The sequence below is a fragment of the Mycobacterium sp. SMC-16 genome, assembly GCF_046250085.1.
Classification (GTDB): domain Bacteria; phylum Actinomycetota; class Actinomycetes; order Mycobacteriales; family Mycobacteriaceae; genus Mycobacterium; species Mycobacterium phocaicum.
In genome coordinates this window covers 252,649-271,652 of the sequence record NZ_CP176427.1, presented here as the reverse complement: position 1 = coordinate 271,652, position 19,004 = coordinate 252,649, and the positions used below count along the sequence as shown (strand labels likewise).

The 19,004-nt window shown below is 65.5% G+C and carries 15 protein-coding genes; 5 read left to right on the top strand and 10 right to left on the bottom strand.

What is annotated here, in order from left to right:
- Nucleotides 1-2: 2 nt before the first annotated feature.
- From ACJEIK_RS01250 to gmd, 5 genes are all read right to left on the bottom strand, one after another.
- Nucleotides 3-893, bottom strand: coding sequence for an endonuclease/exonuclease/phosphatase family protein (locus ACJEIK_RS01250; protein WP_234785610.1), 891 nt, complete (start codon nucleotides 891-893; stop codon nucleotides 3-5).
- A 327-nt stretch (nucleotides 894-1,220) separates the two neighbouring features.
- Nucleotides 1,221-2,741 carry a sugar transferase gene (locus tag ACJEIK_RS01245; RefSeq protein ID WP_082762331.1) on the bottom strand — a complete coding sequence of 507 codons (1,521 nt, stop codon included), beginning with the start codon at nucleotides 2,739-2,741 and terminating at the stop codon, nucleotides 1,221-1,223.
- A 64-nt stretch (nucleotides 2,742-2,805) separates the two neighbouring features.
- The gene (locus tag ACJEIK_RS01240) at nucleotides 2,806-4,203 is read right to left on the bottom strand and encodes a WcaI family glycosyltransferase (RefSeq protein WP_110783863.1); all 1,398 of its coding nucleotides are present in this window, start codon (nucleotides 4,201-4,203) and stop codon (nucleotides 2,806-2,808) included.
- 276 nt (nucleotides 4,204-4,479) lie between these two features.
- On the bottom strand, nucleotides 4,480-5,409 hold the full coding sequence (locus ACJEIK_RS01235; RefSeq protein ID WP_324609720.1) for a GDP-L-fucose synthase: 930 nt from the start codon (nucleotides 5,407-5,409) through the stop codon (nucleotides 4,480-4,482).
- Nucleotides 5,410-5,450: 41 nt separating this feature from the next.
- A complete protein-coding gene (gene gmd / locus ACJEIK_RS01230) occupies nucleotides 5,451-6,479 on the bottom strand; it encodes a GDP-mannose 4,6-dehydratase (RefSeq protein ID WP_409430900.1) in 1,029 nt (342 codons plus the stop codon).
- Nucleotides 6,480-7,016: 537 nt separating this feature from the next.
- Between gmd and ACJEIK_RS01225 the strand changes: the two genes are divergently transcribed.
- On the top strand, nucleotides 7,017-7,226 hold the full coding sequence (locus ACJEIK_RS01225) for a hypothetical protein (RefSeq protein WP_162563505.1): 210 nt from the start codon (nucleotides 7,017-7,019) through the stop codon (nucleotides 7,224-7,226).
- Nucleotides 7,227-7,293: 67 nt separating this feature from the next.
- On the opposite strand, the gene ACJEIK_RS01220 is transcribed toward ACJEIK_RS01225, so the two are convergent.
- Nucleotides 7,294-8,373: a dihydrodipicolinate reductase gene (locus ACJEIK_RS01220; RefSeq protein WP_061004008.1), complete on the bottom strand. Its 1,080-nt coding sequence runs from the start codon at nucleotides 8,371-8,373 to the stop codon at nucleotides 7,294-7,296.
- Between the two features lie 237 nt (nucleotides 8,374-8,610).
- On the opposite strand from ACJEIK_RS01220, the gene ACJEIK_RS01215 reads away from it, so the two are divergent.
- Complete coding sequence (locus ACJEIK_RS01215; RefSeq protein ID WP_409430899.1) at nucleotides 8,611-10,446, top strand: acyl-CoA dehydrogenase; 1,836 nt, start codon at nucleotides 8,611-8,613, stop codon at nucleotides 10,444-10,446.
- Nucleotides 10,447-10,631: 185 nt separating this feature from the next.
- On the opposite strand, the gene ACJEIK_RS01210 is transcribed toward ACJEIK_RS01215, so the two are convergent.
- On the bottom strand, nucleotides 10,632-11,528 hold the full coding sequence (locus ACJEIK_RS01210; protein WP_409430898.1) for an endonuclease domain-containing protein: 897 nt from the start codon (nucleotides 11,526-11,528) through the stop codon (nucleotides 10,632-10,634).
- Between the two features lie 340 nt (nucleotides 11,529-11,868).
- Nucleotides 11,869-13,047, bottom strand: a complete 1,179-nt coding sequence (locus ACJEIK_RS01205) for a CdaR family transcriptional regulator (RefSeq protein WP_267324479.1) — start codon at nucleotides 13,045-13,047, stop codon at nucleotides 11,869-11,871.
- Nucleotides 13,048-13,155: 108 nt separating this feature from the next.
- On the opposite strand from ACJEIK_RS01205, the gene ACJEIK_RS01200 reads away from it, so the two are divergent.
- Genes ACJEIK_RS01200 through phaZ form a run of 3 tightly spaced genes read left to right on the top strand, consistent with a single transcriptional unit; the run spans nucleotide 13,156 to nucleotide 17,157 of the window.
- Nucleotides 13,156-14,658, top strand: coding sequence for a long-chain-fatty-acid--CoA ligase (locus ACJEIK_RS01200; protein ID WP_409430897.1), 1,503 nt, complete (start codon nucleotides 13,156-13,158; stop codon nucleotides 14,656-14,658).
- A gap of 1 nt (nucleotide 14,659) precedes the next feature.
- Nucleotides 14,660-16,345 carry a PHA/PHB synthase family protein gene (locus ACJEIK_RS01195; protein WP_409430896.1) on the top strand — a complete coding sequence of 562 codons (1,686 nt, stop codon included), beginning with the start codon at nucleotides 14,660-14,662 and terminating at the stop codon, nucleotides 16,343-16,345.
- Nucleotides 16,342-17,157: a poly(3-hydroxyalkanoate) depolymerase gene (gene phaZ / locus ACJEIK_RS01190; protein ID WP_267324477.1), complete on the top strand. Its 816-nt coding sequence runs from the start codon at nucleotides 16,342-16,344 to the stop codon at nucleotides 17,155-17,157. Before ACJEIK_RS01195 ends, phaZ begins: the two co-directional genes overlap by 4 nt.
- Before the next feature lie 76 nt (nucleotides 17,158-17,233).
- Here phaZ and ACJEIK_RS01185 read toward each other — a convergent pair whose 3' ends face one another.
- Together ACJEIK_RS01185 and ACJEIK_RS01180 are read right to left on the bottom strand one after the other, a co-directional pair.
- Nucleotides 17,234-17,947: a VIT family protein gene (locus ACJEIK_RS01185; RefSeq protein WP_409430895.1), complete on the bottom strand. Its 714-nt coding sequence runs from the start codon at nucleotides 17,945-17,947 to the stop codon at nucleotides 17,234-17,236.
- 61 nt (nucleotides 17,948-18,008) lie between these two features.
- Nucleotides 18,009-18,974 carry a TIGR03564 family F420-dependent LLM class oxidoreductase gene (locus ACJEIK_RS01180; protein WP_409430894.1) on the bottom strand — a complete coding sequence of 322 codons (966 nt, stop codon included), beginning with the start codon at nucleotides 18,972-18,974 and terminating at the stop codon, nucleotides 18,009-18,011.
- Nucleotides 18,975-19,004: the final 30 nt, after the last annotated feature.

Below are 19,004 nucleotides of genomic sequence, written 5' to 3'. Positions count from 1 at the left end.
ACTCACGGTGCCGTCGGATCGCTCGGCACGTCGACGGCGGCCGCTAATGCTCGATGATCGGAGCCACCAACGCTCAACGTCTTCACCGACACTGCGGACGCGCGTTCCGTTAGGACGTGATCGATCGTGATCAACGGTGGCACCAGGCGGCTGGCCGGATAGGTAGGAGCGAAACCCGCACCGGTCTGTTCGACGGCATCGCGATAGCCACTGCCCAGCAAGTCGCGGAACTGGCGCATGTCGACTGTGCTGTTGAAGTCTCCGGCGACGATTACCGCGGCCGGTTCGTCACTGCGGCTCAGGCTTTCGAGTTGCGCCTTGGTCGCGGTCATGTGCGCTTGCCACTCTCCGAATGAGGTCAAGCCGAACGCGATCGGCGAAATCACGTGCACACTGGCGACAACAACGTCGAATCTCACGCCGGGAACCCGCAGCCGCGCTGCCGATCCCGTTGTTCGACCATCGGCCCAAACAAACTCCTTGAGCGGGAAACGACTCCAGAGACCGACACCAGCGGCATCTGGCGCCGGCTTCAGCACAAAATACGGGAACTGATTCTCGATCCCCGCTAGCCGAAACCGAACGACCTCTTCGGGCGTCAGTTCCGATACGCAGATCACATCGGCTGCATCTCGCACCATACCCACGAATGCGGATGCATCCGCCTCGCCATTGCGGAGATTCGAAGCCACCACTTTTAAGGTGACATTTCGAGCAATGTTCTCCGGCCGGCCCAAGTAGTACCAGGGAACTTGAAACGCGAGGAGCACTAACACCATTACCGCACTGCTTGTCGACAGAATGGGTCGACGTGAGAGGACCGCGAACGCGACACCCGACAACACCAAAACTGGGGCGTAGGGCGAGCTGATCGCGACCACCAGTGCGGCCACACTGGACAGGGGCAAGGCGCGAGCCAATAGCACTACCACCGAATACCCGAGTGCGATGCAGGAGAAGATCGATAGTGACGCCCGCAGTCCGCGGTGCCGCGTATTCAATTCGCGGCAACGCGAACGTATTTCAGTGGAGGCGGACCGCAGCAAGGCTACCTGCGTACGTCACATGAACGAATGATAGCTGCGTGCGACTACTCCAAAAGTGTCGTGCGGCAGCACTTATTGCCCAACAGCACGGAGCCGAGCGGGCTGCGTTGAAACTGCTCGATTTCAACCTGCCCGGCCGAGTCACTCCTCTCATATCGGCTATCGCAGCAACCATCAATACGCCCCTTCGGCACGGGCAACCGCGCTCACGGTCTTGAAGATGATTCCGACGTCGGTGATCATCGACCAGTTGTCGACGTAGGAGAGGTCGAGGCGCACCGACTTCTCCCACGAGAGGTTCGATCGCCCACTGATCTGCCAGAGCCCGGTCACACCCGGTTTGACGAGCAGCTTCCGCTTGATGTCCCCGTTGTAGTTCTCGACCTCACGCCGCAGCGGCGGCCTCGGGCCAACGACACTCATGTCCCGTTTCAGCACGTTGATGAACTGCGGCAGCTCGTCGATGCTGTAGCGGCGCAACACCTTACCGACCGGAGTCACGCGCGGGTCTTCGCGCATCTTGAACATCACTCCGCCGTCGATCTCATTGGACGAGAGGTAGTCCGCCAGTCGCGCCTCGGCGTCGACCACCATGGTGCGGAACTTGATCATCGTGAACGGCTTGCCGTCCAAGCCGATGCGTTCGGCTCGGTAGAAGACCGGACCGCGGCTTGTCAGTTTGATGGCTATCGCAGCGAGCAAGAGCACCGGCGCGGTGCCGATCAACGCGGCGAGCGCGAATCCAAAGTCGAACGCCTTTTTCTGGAAACGCTTGGCGCCCCGATACTGCGGCTTCTCGACATGAAGCAGCGGCATACCCGCCACTGGTGTCATCGCCAGCCGCGCTCCGGCCACGTCGAGCAATCCGGGCGACACCACCAGATCAACGTCCGATGCTTCCAGCCGCCAGGTGAGCTTCTGGATTCCCGAGCACCCGAAATGCTCGGCGTCAGTCAGGGCGACTGTGTCGGCAACGCACTTGTCACCCAACGCATCCAGTGCGTCGTTCTCGTCACCAAGAATCGGGATCGCCGTGTCACCGACAGTGATGACACCACCGCGCGCACCAGGGTCACCGGGTATGCCTGCACCGATCACCACGTATCCGTCGCCGGGATCGTTCATGAGCGCGCCGGCCAGGACAGCTACCGCTTCCCGATCGCCGATGGCGAGTACGAGGGTTTGGCAATTGCCCGCAAGCCGACTCGCGCGTACTGTCCGCCGCCACAACTTGCGCCCTGCCAGCAGCCCACATGTGCCCAACGGGAACGCCAACGCGAGGTAGCCCCGGGCAATATCCACCCGCGAAAGCAACGCGACGATCGCAACGGCGCCGAACGTCCAGAATGACGCCGCGATGACTCGCCGGTACTCCTCGATCCCACTTCCCAGAATTGGTGCCGAACGGGCGTGATACAGGCTCAACGCACCGAGCCACAGACTCGCCAGCAGCACCGAGTACGCAGTGAAATACACAGCAGTCGCCGGGGCATACGAGTAGCTGCTCTCCCGCCCGAATCGGGCCCATTGGGCGAACATCACGGCCAGAATCACCGTCGCCATGTCGGTCACCAACACGCGGCGAGCGAATGACGGTTGCCACACTGCACGTGCGTTCAGCAGTCGCGCTCGCGAATTCGGTAGTCGCGTAAGGTAATTGGGCAGTCGCGTGAGCGCGAATGATGGCAGCGTCATCGACAACCCCCCATATTCAACCCCAGATGCCCGTTGGTACTGCAGCAAGATGAACGCCCAATCCTCAGCCGGCGGCCAGACTGATGAGACGCCGGCGCCGCGGTTCCCCCATCAGGGCGCCACACCATGCTTCATACGCATCGATGGCCACTTCCGGCTGCAAGGTGCGGCGCGCGAACTCCTGGCCCGCCGCCCCGAGTCGCGCCCGAAGTGCAGGATCCGCTGCCAGCATCTCGACTCCGTGCACCAGCGCCTCCGGATCGCCTCCGCTGACCACCACCCCGCCCAGGGACGTAGTCACCTCGCACGCGGTCGCGCTTCGCGACTCTGTCGCCGCCAAGACAGGCTTTCCCGCAGCAAAATATGACGTCAACTTGCTCGGTACCGCCATCTCGGCGATCCCCGGCAACTCGTTTACCAACAGGATGTCCGCCGCGCTCAACATTGCACCGAATTTGTCGTCGGCTACCGGCGGGATGAACTGCACGGTGGGCACATCACATGCCAACTCCTGCAACGCCGCCCGACGATTTCCATCGCCGACAAGGACAAAGTGCGGTGATCTTTCGGCCGCTTGCCGATGAGCCAGCCGTCCGGCCGAGATGACCGACTCCAGACCCTGCTTGACCCCCATGTTTCCGGCGTGCATGACGATGACCTTGTCGTCACACCAACCGAATTCGCGTCGAATGTCGGCACCGCGATAGGCCGTGGGGCTGTTGTCCACGTGGCTCCAGTTGCGGATCACCGTGATCTTGTCCTCGCGGACACCCAGCTTCCTTATCGATGCGACAAACCGGTCATGAATCACACTGACACCGCTGGCATTTCGCAGCACCGATGCTTCGAGATCCGTGGTGAGCTTAGCTCCGCGACCGCCCATCTGAGCGGTTTCGACGACTGCGTGGCTATAGATGTCCTGGACGATCACGCCGACGGGAATCCGCGCGGCGCGCGCTTTCGCCACGACGGCAGCTGCGGACAACAGCGCGGGGCTGACGGCGATGACGACATCGGGGTGGCCCCAATGGCTCGCCATGGCCATGCGCGAGAACGACAGTTCCATGTGCACCCGCGCGCCGGCGCTTGGATGGCTGGGCACGTAATGCGGCACCCGCTTGACGGTGACGTTCCTGATGATTGCGGTCTCACCGCGACTGCCGCGGTACTCATCGGCGATTCGCCAAGCGGGGTAGTGCGGAAGCCCAGTCAATACCCTCACGCTATGGCCCCTGGACGCAAGCCCCTCTGCCAGACCCGTTGTGTACGGCGCAATGCCGGTCGTTTCGGGCCAGTAGTTGAGACCGACGATGAGAATTTTCATATGAGCCACTTTCAGAGCATCACGACACCGGAGAATGCCACGCGTATTCGTAATACGCAGCGTCACAGTCGCTTCGCTGCGCAACGGGGCCAGTGCGCGAACGCCGATCCGAGTCATCGTTGCCCCGTCGACGATCACGACTCGAATGAAATGGCTGCCACGCTTAGCGCGCGCCGAGGCTCCGCGTGAGCCAGAACGCCGACGGCGTCACCCGCGACTCAAACGTGAGTTCCCTGCACTGTGTCGTCACCCACAGGCCACAGCCACTAGCCGGCTTGACCTCCTCCCTGCAGAACCGGTGGCAACCCCCGATCCGCGGGGGCGCCATCCGCGTCTCCAATGTATTGACCTTAGCGTCATTTACCACGTCGCGGCCGGTTTTGGCCAAGAGAATCGCGGGTCTTCGCGTCGCTCTCAGCGCCGCAACTGCTGCAGGTTCTCGCGGTACCAGTCGACGGTGGAGGAGATGCCCGCGCGAAGGCCGATCTGCGACGTCCACCCCGTCTGGCGCAGCAAGCTGACGTCGAGCAGCTTCTGCGGTGTACCGTCGGGCTTGCTTGTGTCCCAGCGGGTTTCACCGGTGTAGCCGACGGTCTCGGCGACGATCGACGCGATCTCCGCGATCGTGCAGTCCTCACCAGTCCCGATGTTCACCTGCATGTCGCCGTCGTAGTTCTCCAACAGATGCAGGCACGCGGCCGCCATGTCGTCGACATGGAGGAACTCCCGGCGCGGTGACCCGGTGCCCCAGTTGGTTACCGTTTCCGTGCCATTCCGGACGGCCTCGTCATACCGACGGATCAATGCGGGCAGCACATGGGAACCCTGCGGGGAGAAATTGTCTTCTGGCCCATAAAGATTCGTCGGCATTGCCGAGATCCACGGCAGGCCGTACTGACGCCGGACCGATTGGACTTGGATGATGCCGGCGATCTTTGCGATCGCGTACGCGTCGTTCGTTGCCTCGAGAGCCCCGGTGAGCAGGCAGTCCTCGCGGATGGGCTGGGGAGCCATTCGCGGGTAGATGCACGATGAGCCGAGAAACAACAAACGCTGCGTTCCACAGGCAGCCGCCGCATCCAGCACATTGACCTGGATGCGCACGTTGTCGGACAGAAAGTCGACGGGGTAGGTGCTGTTCGCGAGGATGCCGCCCACCTTGGCCGCCGCGAGAATGACGACTTCCGGCTTGGTGTCGGCAAAAAAGTCGAACACGCCATCACGTTCCCGGAGATCGAGCTCGTCGGAGCGTCTGCCGATCAGATTCGTGAATCCCCGACTCTCGAGTGCCCGCCACAGCGCCGAACCGACCAAGCCGCGGTGTCCGGCCACGAACAGCGGCACATCGCGGTCCAGCTCTGCCGGCGCGAACCCACCTGCCACTCCTAGGCTCCCCACCCGTCAAGTTTCACCCGGTCGACCCACGGAGTGCCACTGTGTGCGACCGATTCGATGTCGGCGTCCACCATTATCTGGGCCAGCTCGGGCGTCTTGATCTTCGGGCTCCAGCCAAGCACCTTGTTCGCCTTGTCCGCACAGCCGATCAGTGAGTCGACCTCGGTCGGCCGCAGATAGCGATCGTCGAATTCGACGTGTTCCTGCCAGTCCAATCCCGCATGCGCAAAAGCGAATTCAACGAAATCACGCACCGTGTAGTCGGTGCCGGTGGCAAGAACGAAGTCTTCGGGCTCATCGGCCTGCAGCATCAGCCACATGCCTTCGACGAATTCCGGTGCATAACCCCAGTCACGCACCGCGTCCATGTTCCCCAGATACAGGTGACGCTGCCTGCCGGCTTTGATGTTCGCGACCGCACGGGTGATCTTGCGGGTGACGAATGTTTCGCCCCGCCGGGGAGATTCATGGTTGAACAGGATGCCGTTGACCGCGAACATGCCGTACGCCTCGCGGTAGTTGCGGGTCACCCAGTACGAGTACACCTTCGCTGCGCCATACGGTGACCGCGGATAGAACGGCGTCTCTTCGTTCTGGGGCGGCGGGGCCGCACCGAACATCTCCGAGCTGGAAGCCTGGTAGTACCGGCAGTCCAAGCCGACTTTCCGGACGGCTTCCAAGAGCCTCATCGCGCCGAGGCCGGTCGTGTTGCCCGTGTATTCGGGGTCGTCGAAACTCACCCGCACGTGGGACTGCGACCCGAGGTTGTAGACCTCGTCGGGCCGGATGTCCTGCAACAGCGTGGCCAATCGGCTGCCTTCGGTGAGGTCTCCGTAATGCAGGAACAACCGGGCTTCAGGATCGTGTGGGTCGCGGTACAGGTGCTCGAGCCGGACCGTGTTGAAGGTCGATGCCCGCCGGATCAGCCCGTGGACTTCATAGCCCTTCTGCAGCAGCAATTCCGCCAGGTACGACCCGTCCTGGCCCGTGATACCAGTGATCAATGCCTTTTTCGTCACGTCGGACTTCCCATCGGTTCCAAGAGCGCGAGTTGAGGGAGGCCAGGCATTGATTGCGGCCGCCGGGTCTCTGGATTGGGAGCGTAGCCAGACTTCAGTGACGTAGTCGTAAATTTCAAATACTCGTAACACCCGCTGGTCGCGGCCGAAGTCTCAGGCCCTGGCGGAGTCAGATCCGAGCCGGTCTCAACACCCGCTCACAGATCAGTCCGGGCGGGCGGGCCGTCGCCGCAAACACCTCGAGGCCGACGGGCGCAACTCCACCGTCAGCAAATTGACCCGACGACCAGGGTCATTGCACAGGGTCGCTGCAGATCCATCGCATATCCATCGCTGCTACACCGCAGGTCCATATAAAACGCCGCTCAACTAGGACGTTGCGCTGCGCTGGCAAACAAGAAATTCCGTCAACTGGGTGGTTGCTGACGTCAATTTCAGCTAAGCTGGCAGCCATCCCATGGACGCCGGACCCACCGACGGACGTTGCAGAGCGTGAAGCGGCTCTGAATTTCTGACCAGGGTACAGGAGTGCTACGAGTGAAGAAGATCGCAGTTTCTACGTCGATGCTTTTGGCCGCTCGAAAAGGCCTGATGCGCGTAACCGGAATCTCGGCGGCAATCGCGGACTACGAGGCTCGATCCGATGCCATGGAACGCAACCGCATCACCGAGCTCGATTGGTGGCCGGAACCGGTCTCCGCGCGTCACTCGGTGCAGCTAACCCCGATCGGCGTTCTGGTCGGCTAATCCCTTCGAGGAGCGCCGCCCACCGGCCAATCTGCCGATGGACCGCGTCTACCTCTACTGCAAACGCTCACGCCCAGCGCGTCGCCTCAACCTCAGCCGGCAGCGGCGCGTGGAGGGGCACATCCAATCCGTCGTAGATACCCGGCTTCTGCGTGGCCAGCCACTCGATGGCCCCGAGCAGCCGGTTCGCGGCGGTGGTGTTGCCACCGTCGGCCCGAGTGCCGCCCGGCACGTCGGCGCGCACCACGATGGTCAGCTGCGGATCACCGTCGATGATCACCCGGTGATCGCCCACACCCTCGTCGGGCTGCGGCCAATCGGGCGCGCACGACGGGTCGATGCGGGTGATGTGTTCGATGATGACGCGCTGCACACCCTGCGACCACCCGATGACCTCCAGTCTGAAGGCGCCCTGGGTGCCGGCTTCGAAGCGACCCATGATGTTCTCGACGGCCTCGGTCAGCGGCAGCCGCTCGCAGGTCTCGGTGATGTCGTCGATCTCGATGCCGAGCCCGCGGCCGATGAGCCGGACGTTGCCGCCCCACACCATGGTCGGGATGGTCGGGATCAGCATCAGCGGCGTCTCCTCCATCGAGCCGCCGAAACCGCAGCGCACCCGCACCGCTTCGGGCTGGTTGTAGGTCGAGTAGTCGAAGATCTCCTGGCACCGGATGGTCTTGATCCGGGTGCACAGCCCGGCCGCCGTGACGGCGAGCGCGTCGTTGCCCCACCCGGGGTCGACACCGCTGACCAACAGTGAGGCATTGCCGGCGGCCGCGGCGTCGGTGAGGCGTTCGACCCACTCGGCCGGCGCCGAGGCCGGGTCGTACAGCGAGTACAGCGATGGGGTGACGACGTGCCTGCCGGCCCGCAGGCAGCGCTCGATCTCGGCGATGGCCTCCTCCGGGCGGATGTCTCCGGAAGACATATAGGCCACCGCGTCGCAGTCCGCGAGAGCCGCGTCGATGTCGGTGGTGGCGACCTTCCCGGTCAGGGTGTCCAGGTTCGCGAACGTCGCCGCATCTCGGCCTGCTTTGTCCGCACTCGAGGTGATGACTGCCGCCAGCTCGAGTCCCGGGAACGCCACCGCCGATCGGATCGCCGTGGCACCCATATTTCCTGTTCCCCACACCACAATTCGCCGCATTTGTGCACCGTACTTCACCCCCGAGTGACCATCCTCACACCCCACAGAAACAGCAGGTCAGGGAGTTTTTGACGGTTCCGATGGGACTTCTATCAACTACTGGGTTGGTGGTTGCGGACGAATTGCTCGCAAGTGCTTTGCGATGAAGTTACCCGGCGGTATAGTTAGGCCCAGTTACTGGTGGGTAACTTAGCCCTGAGTACCCAACCGACAGTTCCATCTCATCGAGGAGAAATCGTGGGCCACTACAAGAGCAACGTCCGTGACCAGGTGTTCAACCTGTTCGAGGTCTTCGGCGTAGACAAGGCACTCGGCGAAGGCAAGTTCGCCGATCTGGATGCCGACACCGCCGGGGAAATGCTCAACGAGATCGCGCGCCTCGCTGAGGGCCCGATCGCCGATTCGTTCGCCGACGGCGACCGCAACCCGCCGGTCTTCGATCCCGCGACTCACACCGTCACGCTGCCCGAGCCCTTCAAGAAGTCGATGCGCGCACTGCTCGACGGTGGCTGGGACAAGGTCGGTCTGAAGGAAGAGCTCGGCGGCATGCCGATGCCCCGCGCACTGCAGTGGGCGCTCATCGAGCACGTGCTCGGCGCCAACCCGGCCGCCTACATGTACGCCATGGGCTCGGGCATGTGCGAAATCTTCTACAACAACGGCACTGACGAGCAGAAGAAGTGGGCCATCCTGGCTGCCGAGCGCGGCTGGGGCGCCACCATGGTGCTGACCGAGCCCGACGCCGGCTCTGACGTGGGCGCCGGCCGCACCAAGGCTGTCCAGCAGGCCGACGGCACCTGGCACATCGACGGTGTGAAGCGATTCATCACCTCGGCCGACTCGGACGACCTGTTCGAAAACATCATGCACCTGGTCCTGGCCCGCCCCGAGGGCGCCGGCCCGGGCACCAAGGGTCTGTCGCTGTTCTTCGTGCCGAAGTTCCACTTCGACCCCGAGACCGGTGAGCCCGGCGAGCGCAACGGCGCCTTCGTCACCAACGTCGAGCACAAGATGGGCCTGAAGGTTTCGGCCACCTGTGAGCTGACCCTCGGCCAGCACGGCACCCCCGCCGTCGGTTGGCTCGTCGGCGAGGTGCACAACGGCATCGCGCAGATGTTCGATGTCATCGAGCAGGCCCGCATGATGGTCGGCACCAAGGCCATCGCGACCCTGTCGACCGGCTACCTGAACGCTCTCGAGTACGCCAAGACCCGCATCCAGGGTGCTGACCTGACCCAGATGATGGACAAGACCGCTCCGCGCGTCACGATCATGCACCACCCGGACGTTCGTCGGGCGCTGCTGACCCAGAAGTCCTACGCCGAGGGCCTGCGCGCCGTGTACCTGTACACCGCGTCGTTCCAGGACCCCGAGGTCGCCAAGGCCGTCCACGGCGTCGACGCCGAGCTGGCCTTCAAGGTCAACGACCTGATGCTCCCGATCGTCAAGGGTGTCGGCTCCGAGCGCGCCTACGAGAAGCTGACCGAGTCGCTGCAGACCTTCGGTGGTTCCGGCTTCCTGCAGGACTACCCGGTCGAGCAGTACATCCGTGACGCCAAGATCGACTCGCTGTACGAAGGCACCACCGCCATCCAGGCGCAGGACTTCTTCTTCCGCAAGATCATCCGCGACAAGGGCCAGGCCCTGGCGTTCGTCGCCGGCGAGATCGAGTCGCTGATCAAGAACCAGGACGGCAACGGCCGCCTGAAGGCCGAGCGCGAGCTGCTCGCCACCGCCCTGGGCGACGTCCAGAGCATGGCCGCCAGCCTGACCGGCTACCTGATGGCCGCTCAGGAAGACCCGAAGTCCATCTACAAGGTGGGCCTGGGCTCGGTGCGCTTCCTGCTGGCCGTCGGTGACCTGGTCATCGGCTGGCTGCTGCTGAAGCAGGCCGCGGTCGCCATCAAGGCGCTCGACGAGGGCGCCACCGGCGACGACCGGGCGTTCTACGAGGGCAAGATCGCGTCGGCTTCGTTCTTCGCCAAGAACATGCTGCCGCTGCTCACCAGCGTCCGCGGCGTCGTCGAGTCCATCGACAACGAGGCCATGGAGCTGGACGAAGCGTCCTTCTGATCCGCATCTAGAACAGCAGCCCTCGGCATTCGCCGGGGGCTGCTGTTTTTGGCTGTGCGCCAGCGCGGAGCTCTTGCGAGTAGGCGCCTGCGTAGACGCACAGTGAACTCCCGGCCGTCCCCTCGTCCCGTCGATCGTGCGCCACAGCAGAACTTCTATGAGTAGCCGTCTGCCAAGACGCACAGTCAACGCATCAGGTCCAGCGGAGGCCCTGGAAGGGGCGGCGTGCGCCCGGCAACTCCGAGTCCTGGCCGCCAGAGGCGATTCCACTCGCGCTCCACCCGCGCAATCACGGACGCCTTGCGATGCCCTGCGGCAACCCTGACATGGGTCCACCCGACTTGCGCGATGTAGTCAGCACGCTCGATGTCGTAGGCGAGCGACTCAGCATGTTGCGCACCGTCGTACTCGACCGCAAGCATCAGTTCCTCCCAGCCCATGTCGAGGAAGTACTTCGGGTTGCCGTCGGGCCCAGGTACCGGAATCTGAGTGTGAGGCTTGGGAAACCCCGCGCCGATCAACGTCAATCGCAATCGAGTTTCCTGCGGCGAATGGCCGCCGGGGTCGAACAAGCCCAGCGCCGGCTCCAGTTGCCTCAAGCCCCTGGCATGAGGGTGGCGCGTAGCCAGCGTCAGAACATCGTCGGCCGTGAATCCGGTAGCTCGAGCCAGGGCGTCGAGGCGCGCCACAGCAGATCCGATCAGCTCCCGACGGCCAAGGTCGAACGCGGTCCGCTCCACGCTGGTGACGAGCAACCCGTCGACGCGGGTGACCTCGTCGTCGTAGACCAGGTCGCGGCGAGTGACCACGCCGCGAGGTGCGCGGATTTTGGCGCTGATCAGTTCAATGCGAATGTCGTCGGCCACCCAACTCGCGCCATGAAGAGCTGACGCAGCGGCTCCCGCGACGACGCCTTCCCGACCCGTCCACAACCACGCGGCTTTCGTGCGCTGCTGGAGCGACAGCTCTGTCCGCTTGTCCACGTAGATCTTCGGCATGAGCAGCCGGTAATAGCGGCTGAGCTCGTAGCGGTTGAGCATGCCGGAGGCCAGGGCCTCGCTGCCGACGAATGGTTCGGTCATAGCGACACCGTCTCCGCGGCCGCAGACATCTACTGCAGTGTCAGCCACACCGGAGGCGGCGCTTGTGGACGGATCGCGAACTGTGGATAGCCTGCGCCCGCGTGATGCCGGACGCACACTCGATCCCCGGCCATCTCTGCACCGGTTGACTGTGCGCCACAGCCGACTTTCTGCGAGTGGAGGCCTGCCAAGACGCACGGTGAACTCCCGGGATCATTGACCGTGCGCCACAGCAGAATCTCTGCGAGTAGCCGTCTGCCATGACGCACGATCAACGCCTCGGCGCCCCGCGAGCCGAGCCGCGACCCGAGCCCCGCCCTGCCCGGCCCGCGAGCCCCACCTAGTCCGGCAGGCGCTGACTGATCTCGAACGCCAGGCACAGCTCGGCGACGTCGCGGGGACGGGACAGGGACCGTCCCGTCCGCTCCTCGATGCGATGCAGCCGGTGCCGAATAGTGTTGGGGTGACAGAAGATTGCGGCGGCGGCTTCATTGGCGGAGCCGCCGGCGTCGAGCCACGCCTGGAAGGTCTGGGACAGCACGGCCCGCTCCTCGGCGGGCAGCCCACGCAGCCCGCCGAGTACCGATTCCTCGATCCGGTTCATCACCTCCGGCGCACTGACGGCGGCGAACGCCAGTGGCGCGTCGTCGAAGGCGCAGACGAAGCCATCACGGCTCGGCCGGCCGGCCACCGCCAGCCGGGCCAGACGCAGGCCCTCACCCGTCTCCGCCAGGCTCGTGAACGCCGGGCTGAGGCCGACGCGCGCCGTCGCGATCTTGCGCAGCACCTCGACCAGCACGTCGTACGTCGCGTCCTGTCGCAGGTGCACGACGCCGACCTGCAGATCGGGCAGCAGACGCCAGGCCGACCGGATGTCACGGGCCGCGAGCTTGCTCGCGATCTCGGGTAGCCCCAGCTTGCCGATGGCCGGAATCTCGGCCGCCGCAACCACATACGGGCCCGTCGTCGGTAGGCCCAGCAGATCGGCCGCCTCCCACAGGCTCTGGTTGTCGGTGATGCGGCCGAGCAGCACCGCCTCGACCAGAGCCGACCGCTCCTCTTCGCGGTCCATGATCTGGCTGGTGAGTTGCTCCCGGTAGGCGCCGGTCATCGCCTGGGTGAACTCGTCCTGGCTCAGGAAGATGCGCGCGCTGGCCTCCAGGATGGATTCGGTCGGGATGCCGGCCTCCCGCGCCGCGGCGACGCTGCTCTCCCACATGAAGCGAAAACCGATGCGATAGGCGGTCATCACCGCGGCCAGCGGAATGCCCTCGACGGCCCGCTGCCGGCCGGTCGCCTCGGCCGGCGACAGGTCCGCCTCGCCGTCGCCGCAGAGCGTGTGGAACACGAAAGTCATGTTGGCGACGCAACTTTCGCGCACATTGTCGCGCGCCTCGGGGGTGGCGCGGTAGCCGTCGATGCGGCTGTAGATGCGGTCGGCCAGTTGCTCGCCGAGCGCCTCCACACGCGTCAGCATGATCCGGCTGAGTTCCCGCATGTGCTCGTCGACCCCGGCCATCAGCCAACCTTAGGTGAGGCGCCGATTGTGGCCGGTCACATTTGGCGGTGGCCACTGTTGTTCCCGCCACCATCGCCTCTGGGGCCGCGCCGAATCACGCTTGAAGGCATGACCAACCTCGCCCAGAACCTCGTCGCCAGCCGCACCCGTCGCCCCGACAGCGTGGCCCTCCGCTGCGACGACCAGACCTACACCTACGCCCAGTTCGACGACGCTGCCTCCCGCGTCGCGACGCTGCTGCGGCAGGCCGGCATCGAGCCGGGTGACCGGGTGGGTGTCATGCTGCCGAACGGTCCGGCTTTCGCCGCCGCGTTCTACGGAATCCTGTACGCCGGCGCCGTCGCGGTGCCGATGAACCCACTGCTCAAGGCGCCGGAGATCGAGTTCTACCTCGCCAATACGACGGCCAAGGCGCTGTTCGCGCCACCGGCGTTCGCCGGCGAGGCGCAGGCCGGCGCCGAGGCCGCCGGGGCGGGCTGCTGGGTCGTCGACGACGCCGGGTTGGTGGCGCTGATCGACGGGCTCCCGGCCCAACCGGTGCCGGTCGAGCGCGCGGACGACGACACCGCCGTCGTCCTCCACACCTCGGGTACGACGGGCAAGCCCAAGGGTGCCGAGCTGACCCACGGCGGCCTGGGCCGCAACGCCGACGTGTGCGTGCGGACGCTGCTGAACATCAGACCCGACGACGTGGTGATGGGCTGCCTGCCGCTGTTCCACGTGTTCGGCCTGACCTGCGGCCTGAACTCGGCGGTGCTGGCCGGCGCGGCGCTCAGCCTGCTGCCCCGCTTCGATCCGGCCCGCACGCTGGAGCTGATCGAGCGCGACGGCGTCACCATCTTCGAGGGTGTGCCGACGATGTACTCGGCCCTCTTGGCCGCGGCCGGTACGGCGTCGACGGACACGCTGCGGATCGCTGTGTCGGGCGGTGCCGCGATTCCGGTACAGGTGCTGCAGGACTTCGAGAAGACCTTCGACTGCCTGGTTCTGGAGGGCTACGGCCTGTCCGAGACGTCGCCTGTCGCGGCGTTCAACCACCCGGACCGCCCGCGCAAGCCCGGTTCGATCGGTACGCCCGTCGAGGGCGTCGAGATGCGCATCGTCGACAACGACGGCGCCGAGGTGCCGCAGGGTGAGCCCGGCGAAATCGAGATCCGCGGGCACAACGTCATGACGGGCTACTGGAACCTGCCCGAGGCCACCGCCGAAGCCATCAACGCCGACGGCTGGTTCGCCACCGGCGACATCGCCCGCACCGACGAGGACGGCTACTACTACATCGTCGACCGCAAGAAGGCGCTCATCATCCGCGGCGGCTTCAACGTCTACCCCCGCGAGATCGAAGAGGTGCTCTACACCCACCCGGCCGTCGCCGAGGCGGCTGTCGTGGGCATCCCGCATGACTCGCTCGGCGAGGAGGTCGGCGCTGCCGTCAGCCTCAAGCCGGGCCTCGAGGTCGCCGCCGACGAACTCCGCGAGTTCGTCAAGAGCCAGGTGGCCGCCTACAAGTATCCGCGACGCATCTGGTTCCTCGACGACCTGCCCAAAGGCCCGACCGGGAAGCTGCTCCGTCGCGAAATCACCATCCCCACAACGGAAAGCGACAACTGACATGGCAACCCTGCACCCCGATGAGCTCGCCGCACCGCTGGACCTGCTGCTGACCAGCGCCACCAAGCCGTTTGCCCGCCGCATGATGCCCGGCCAGGCCTGGGCGCGGATGGCCGTCAGCCTCGCCAAGCAGCCGGGCACCGTTCTCGACCGCGGCAAGGAACTGGCCCGCGAGCTCGGCGACATCGCCACCGGCGACTCGGACAGGGCCCCGCAACGCGCCGACAAACGCTTCAGTGATGTTGCCTGGCAACAGAACCCACTACTGCATCGCATCATGCAGGGCTACCTGGCCGCGTCGGACACCGCCGAGAAGCTCTTCGCCGACGCCGACCTGGACTGGCGCGACGAAGCCCAGATGCGGTTCGTGTTCGACAACGCCATCGAAGGCCTGGCCCCCACCAACAACCCGTTGATCAGCCCGCTGGGCTGGAAAGCCATGATCGACACCGGCGGCCTGAGCGCCGTCCGCGGCCTGAAAGCCTTTGCCCGCGACATCATGTCGTCGCCGCGGGTGCCAGCCATGGTCGAGCCCGACGCTTACACCGTGGGCGAGACGGTTGCCGTCACCAAAGGCGCTGTGGTGCTGCAGACCCGGATGTTCGAGCTGATCCAGTACGCGCCGCAGACCCCGACGGTGCACGCGGTACCGCTGCTGATGGTGCCGCCGGTGATCAACAAGTACTACATCATGGACATCGCGCCCGGCCGCAGCATGATCGAGTACTTCGTGCAGCAGGGCCAGCAGGTGTTCGCCATCTCGTGGCGCAATCCGCAAGCCCGGCACAAGGATTGGGACATCAATGCCTACGGGGCGGCGATCATCGAGGCCATCGACGCGGTGCGGGCCATCACCGGCGCGGCCGGCGCCCACCTCATGGCGAGCTGCTCGGGCGGCATCATCACCGCCATGACGGCCGCGCACCTGGCCGAGACCGGCGACGGCGACAAGGTTGCGAGCCTCACCCTCGCGGTGACGGTGCTGGATCAGGACCGGGCCGGATTCGCTTCTGCCGCAATGAGTGATCGGGCAGCGCAGGCCGCGATCGCGACCTCGGCGAAGAAGGGCTATCTGGACGGCAAGGCCATGGCCGAGATGTTCGCCTGGCTGCGGCCGACCGATCTCGTGTGGCGCTACTGGGTGAACAACTACGTGCAGGGCCGTAGCCCGGCGGCGTTCGACGTCTTGTTCTGGAACGCCGACACCACCCGCATGGCGGCGGCGCTGCACCGCGACATGGTGCTGATGGGCCTGCACAATTCACTGGTCACGCCCGGTGCGGTGAGCATGCTCGGCACACCCGTCGACCTGTCCAAGATCACGTGCGACGCCTACGTCATCGGCGGCATCGCCGACCACATCTCGCCGTGGCAGGCCACCTACCGCAGCGCGAAGTTGTTGGGCAGCAAGGACAACCGCTACGTGCTGTCCACCAGCGGCCACATCGCGGCACTGGTCAACCCGCCCGGGAACCCGAAGGCGTCGTACCGGATCGCCCAGGTGACCGATGGAACGCCGGAGGAATGGCTGACCGAGGCCGAAAAGTCCAGTGACTCCTGGTGGCCCGACTACGTCGCGTGGCTGGCCGAACGCAGCGGCGACGACATCGACGCCCCGACGACGCTGGGCGCCGAGGGCTTCATCGCCGTCGGCCCCGCACCCGGCACGTACGTGCTGCAGAAATGACCGTCACCGAGCGGTACGTGTCGGTCGGCGGCCAGCGGCTGCGGGTGCGCATCGACCATGGGACCGATCCGAGCGCGGTTCCGCTGGTGCTGTGCAATGGCATCGGCGCCAGCCTGGAGGTGCTCGACCCCTTCGTCGAGCGGATGCCGGGCACCGTGATCCGGTTCGACGTCCCCGGCACCGGCGGGTCACCAACGTCGTTTGCGCCCTATGGCTTTCCCTACCTGGCGTGGGTGCTGGGCCGGCTGCTGAACAAGCTGGGGTTCACGGTCGTCGACATCCTCGGTCTGTCGTGGGGTGGGGCGCTGGCGCAGCAGTTCGCGTTCCAGAATCCCCGGCGCTGCCGACGGCTGGTGCTGGTGGCCACCGGGACCGGCGCTGTGATGATTCCCGGACACCCGCGGGTGCTCGCGAAAATGGTGACGCCGAAACGGTTCTCGAACGCTTCGTACGCCGCCTCGATCGCCGGGGAACTGTATGGCGGCACGGTCCGGCAGCATGGCGACGACATCGCCAAGCTGTTCCTGCAGCAGCTGCACGCCGGTTCTAAGGTCGGCTACGTACACCAGCTGCTGGCCGGGGCGGTGTGGACGAGCATCCACGCGCTGCCGGCGGTCCGGCAGGAGAGCCTGATCGTGGCTGGCACCGACGACCCCATCATCCCGGTGGCCAACGCGCGCATCATGAACTTTCTACTGCCGCACTCGCATCTGCATCTGCATTCCGGCGGGCACGTCGACCTCATCACCAATGCCGGCGAGTTGGCGCCCGTGATCGCACAGTTCCTCAACGAGCCCGGGGAACGCCCCTAACCGCGAGCAGACGTAAAACTGTCAAAATCCCGTGATTTGCGACAGTTTTGCGTCTGCTCGGCAGGGTGAGCCGAACTCAGGCGACGACGCCGCCGACGAGATGGCCGACGAGGTAGGTGGCACTCAACGCCAGGGCGCCGCCGATGACGTTGCGTGCCACGGCCTTGCCGACCGGCGCACCACCGAGCCGGGCCGACACCACGCCGGTGATCGCCAATGCCAGCAGTACCGCGAACATCGTGACCGGGACGCGGAGCGTCGTCGGGGGCAGCAAGATCGCCACCAACGGCAGCAACGCGCCAATGGTGAACGACACCGCCGACGAGAACGCGGCCGCCCACGGGTTGGCCAATTCGCCTGGCGTGATGCCCAACTCGACGACCGCGTGCGCCGCGAACGCGTTGTGGTCGGTCAGTTCCTCCGCCGCGGTCCGGGCGGTCGACACCGATAGGCCGCGCCCCTCCAACAGGCCGGCCAGTTCGTCGAGTTCCGCGGCGGGGTCTTCCCTGAGCTCGCGCTTCTCCTTGGCCAGCAGGGCCTGCTCGGTGTCGCGCTGCGAGCTCACCGACACGTACTCGCCCAACGCCATCGATATCGCGCCGGCCACCAACCCGGCCATGCCGGCGGTGAAGATCGGTCCGCGCTCGGCCGTCGCGGCCGCGACGCCGACGACGATGCCGGCGGTCGACACGATGCCGTCATTGGCGCCGAGCACGCCGGCGCGCAACCAGTTCAGCTTCGACGCAACCGAACCCGCGTGGGGCTCGGCATCATGGGACGAGATCGCCATTCCTGCAACGCTATGCGGGCGCGCGGCGATCCGCCAGCCAATGAAGCCTTGCCAAACCTGCTCAGGATTCCAGTTTTTTGAGCACCGCGCGGGTGCGGGCCCGGCCTTCGGCCGACGGATCGAACGTCACGCCGACGTACTCGTCGACCCCGGCGGCTTCGAGTTCGGCCAGCCGGTCGCGCACCGTCTGCTCGTCGCCGATGATCGCGATGTCCTCCGGACCGGCGTAGCCCTCGCGGTCGAGCATGGCGCGGTACGACGGCAGGTGACCGTAGATCGCGAACTGCTCGGCGGCCTGCTTACGGGCGCCGTCGACGTCGTCGGTCACGGCGACCGGAATGGCCGCGACAACCCGGACCGCGTCGGCGCGGCCGGCGTCGGCAGCGGCTTGGCGCAACGTCGGACCGACATGGCCCGCAAGGGTTTTCGGCCCGGTCATCCACGTGACGGTGCCCGACGACCGACGTCCGGCGATCTGCAGCAGCTTCGGTCCGAGCGCGGCGATGTACACCGGCGGCGTCGGTGCGCCGGGGATGATCAGCGCGCCGCGCGTGGTGACCGTCTCACCGGTGGCGTCGGCCTTCTCGCCGTTCAGCAGCGGCAGCAGACCGTCCAGGTATTCGTTGAGCCGGCGCACCGGCTTGTCCCACGGGATGCCCCACATGCCCTCCGTGACGGCCTGGTGCGTCATGCCGAGCCCGAGCAGCAGACGGCCGCCCGCCATCTGGCTGATGGTCAGCGCCCGCTGTGCCAGCAGCATCGGAAGCTGATTCTGGATGGGCAGCACGCCGGTGCCGACCTCGATGCCGTCGACCTCCCGCAGGCCGACCGTCAGCACGGTGAGAAGGTCTGGCTCGTAAGGCATCTGAGCGAACCAGGCCCGGCGAAATCCCTCGTCACGCAGCTGGGCGAGGTACGCGACGGTGTCATCGACGGGCGATTTGAGACCACTCAACGAACCGAAAATGCTGATCTGCACGGGATGCTCCTTGAGGCCGGATTGGGTCACCTGTTTGTATCGAACCATGACTTCCCAGCGAGTAGTGAAGGCGGATCG

Coding starts and splice junctions, on each gene's coding strand:
- ACJEIK_RS01245 (WP_082762331.1), bottom strand. CDS start 2,741: ATGACGCTGCCATCATTCGCGCTCACGCGACTGCCCAATTACCTTACG.
- ACJEIK_RS01220 (WP_061004008.1), bottom strand. CDS start 8,373: ATGCGGCGAATTGTGGTGTGGGGAACAGGAAATATGGGTGCCACGGCG.
- ACJEIK_RS01210 (WP_409430898.1), bottom strand. CDS start 11,528: ATGACCGAACCATTCGTCGGCAGCGAGGCCCTGGCCTCCGGCATGCTC.
- ACJEIK_RS01205 (WP_267324479.1), bottom strand. CDS start 13,047: ATGGCCGGGGTCGACGAGCACATGCGGGAACTCAGCCGGATCATGCTG.
- ACJEIK_RS01200 (WP_409430897.1), top strand. CDS start 13,156: ATGACCAACCTCGCCCAGAACCTCGTCGCCAGCCGCACCCGTCGCCCC.
- ACJEIK_RS01195 (WP_409430896.1), top strand. CDS start 14,660: ATGGCAACCCTGCACCCCGATGAGCTCGCCGCACCGCTGGACCTGCTG.
- phaZ (WP_267324477.1), top strand. CDS start 16,342: ATGACCGTCACCGAGCGGTACGTGTCGGTCGGCGGCCAGCGGCTGCGG.
- ACJEIK_RS01185 (WP_409430895.1), bottom strand. CDS start 17,947: ATGGCGATCTCGTCCCATGATGCCGAGCCCCACGCGGGTTCGGTTGCG.
- ACJEIK_RS01180 (WP_409430894.1), bottom strand. CDS start 18,974: ATGGTTCGATACAAACAGGTGACCCAATCCGGCCTCAAGGAGCATCCC.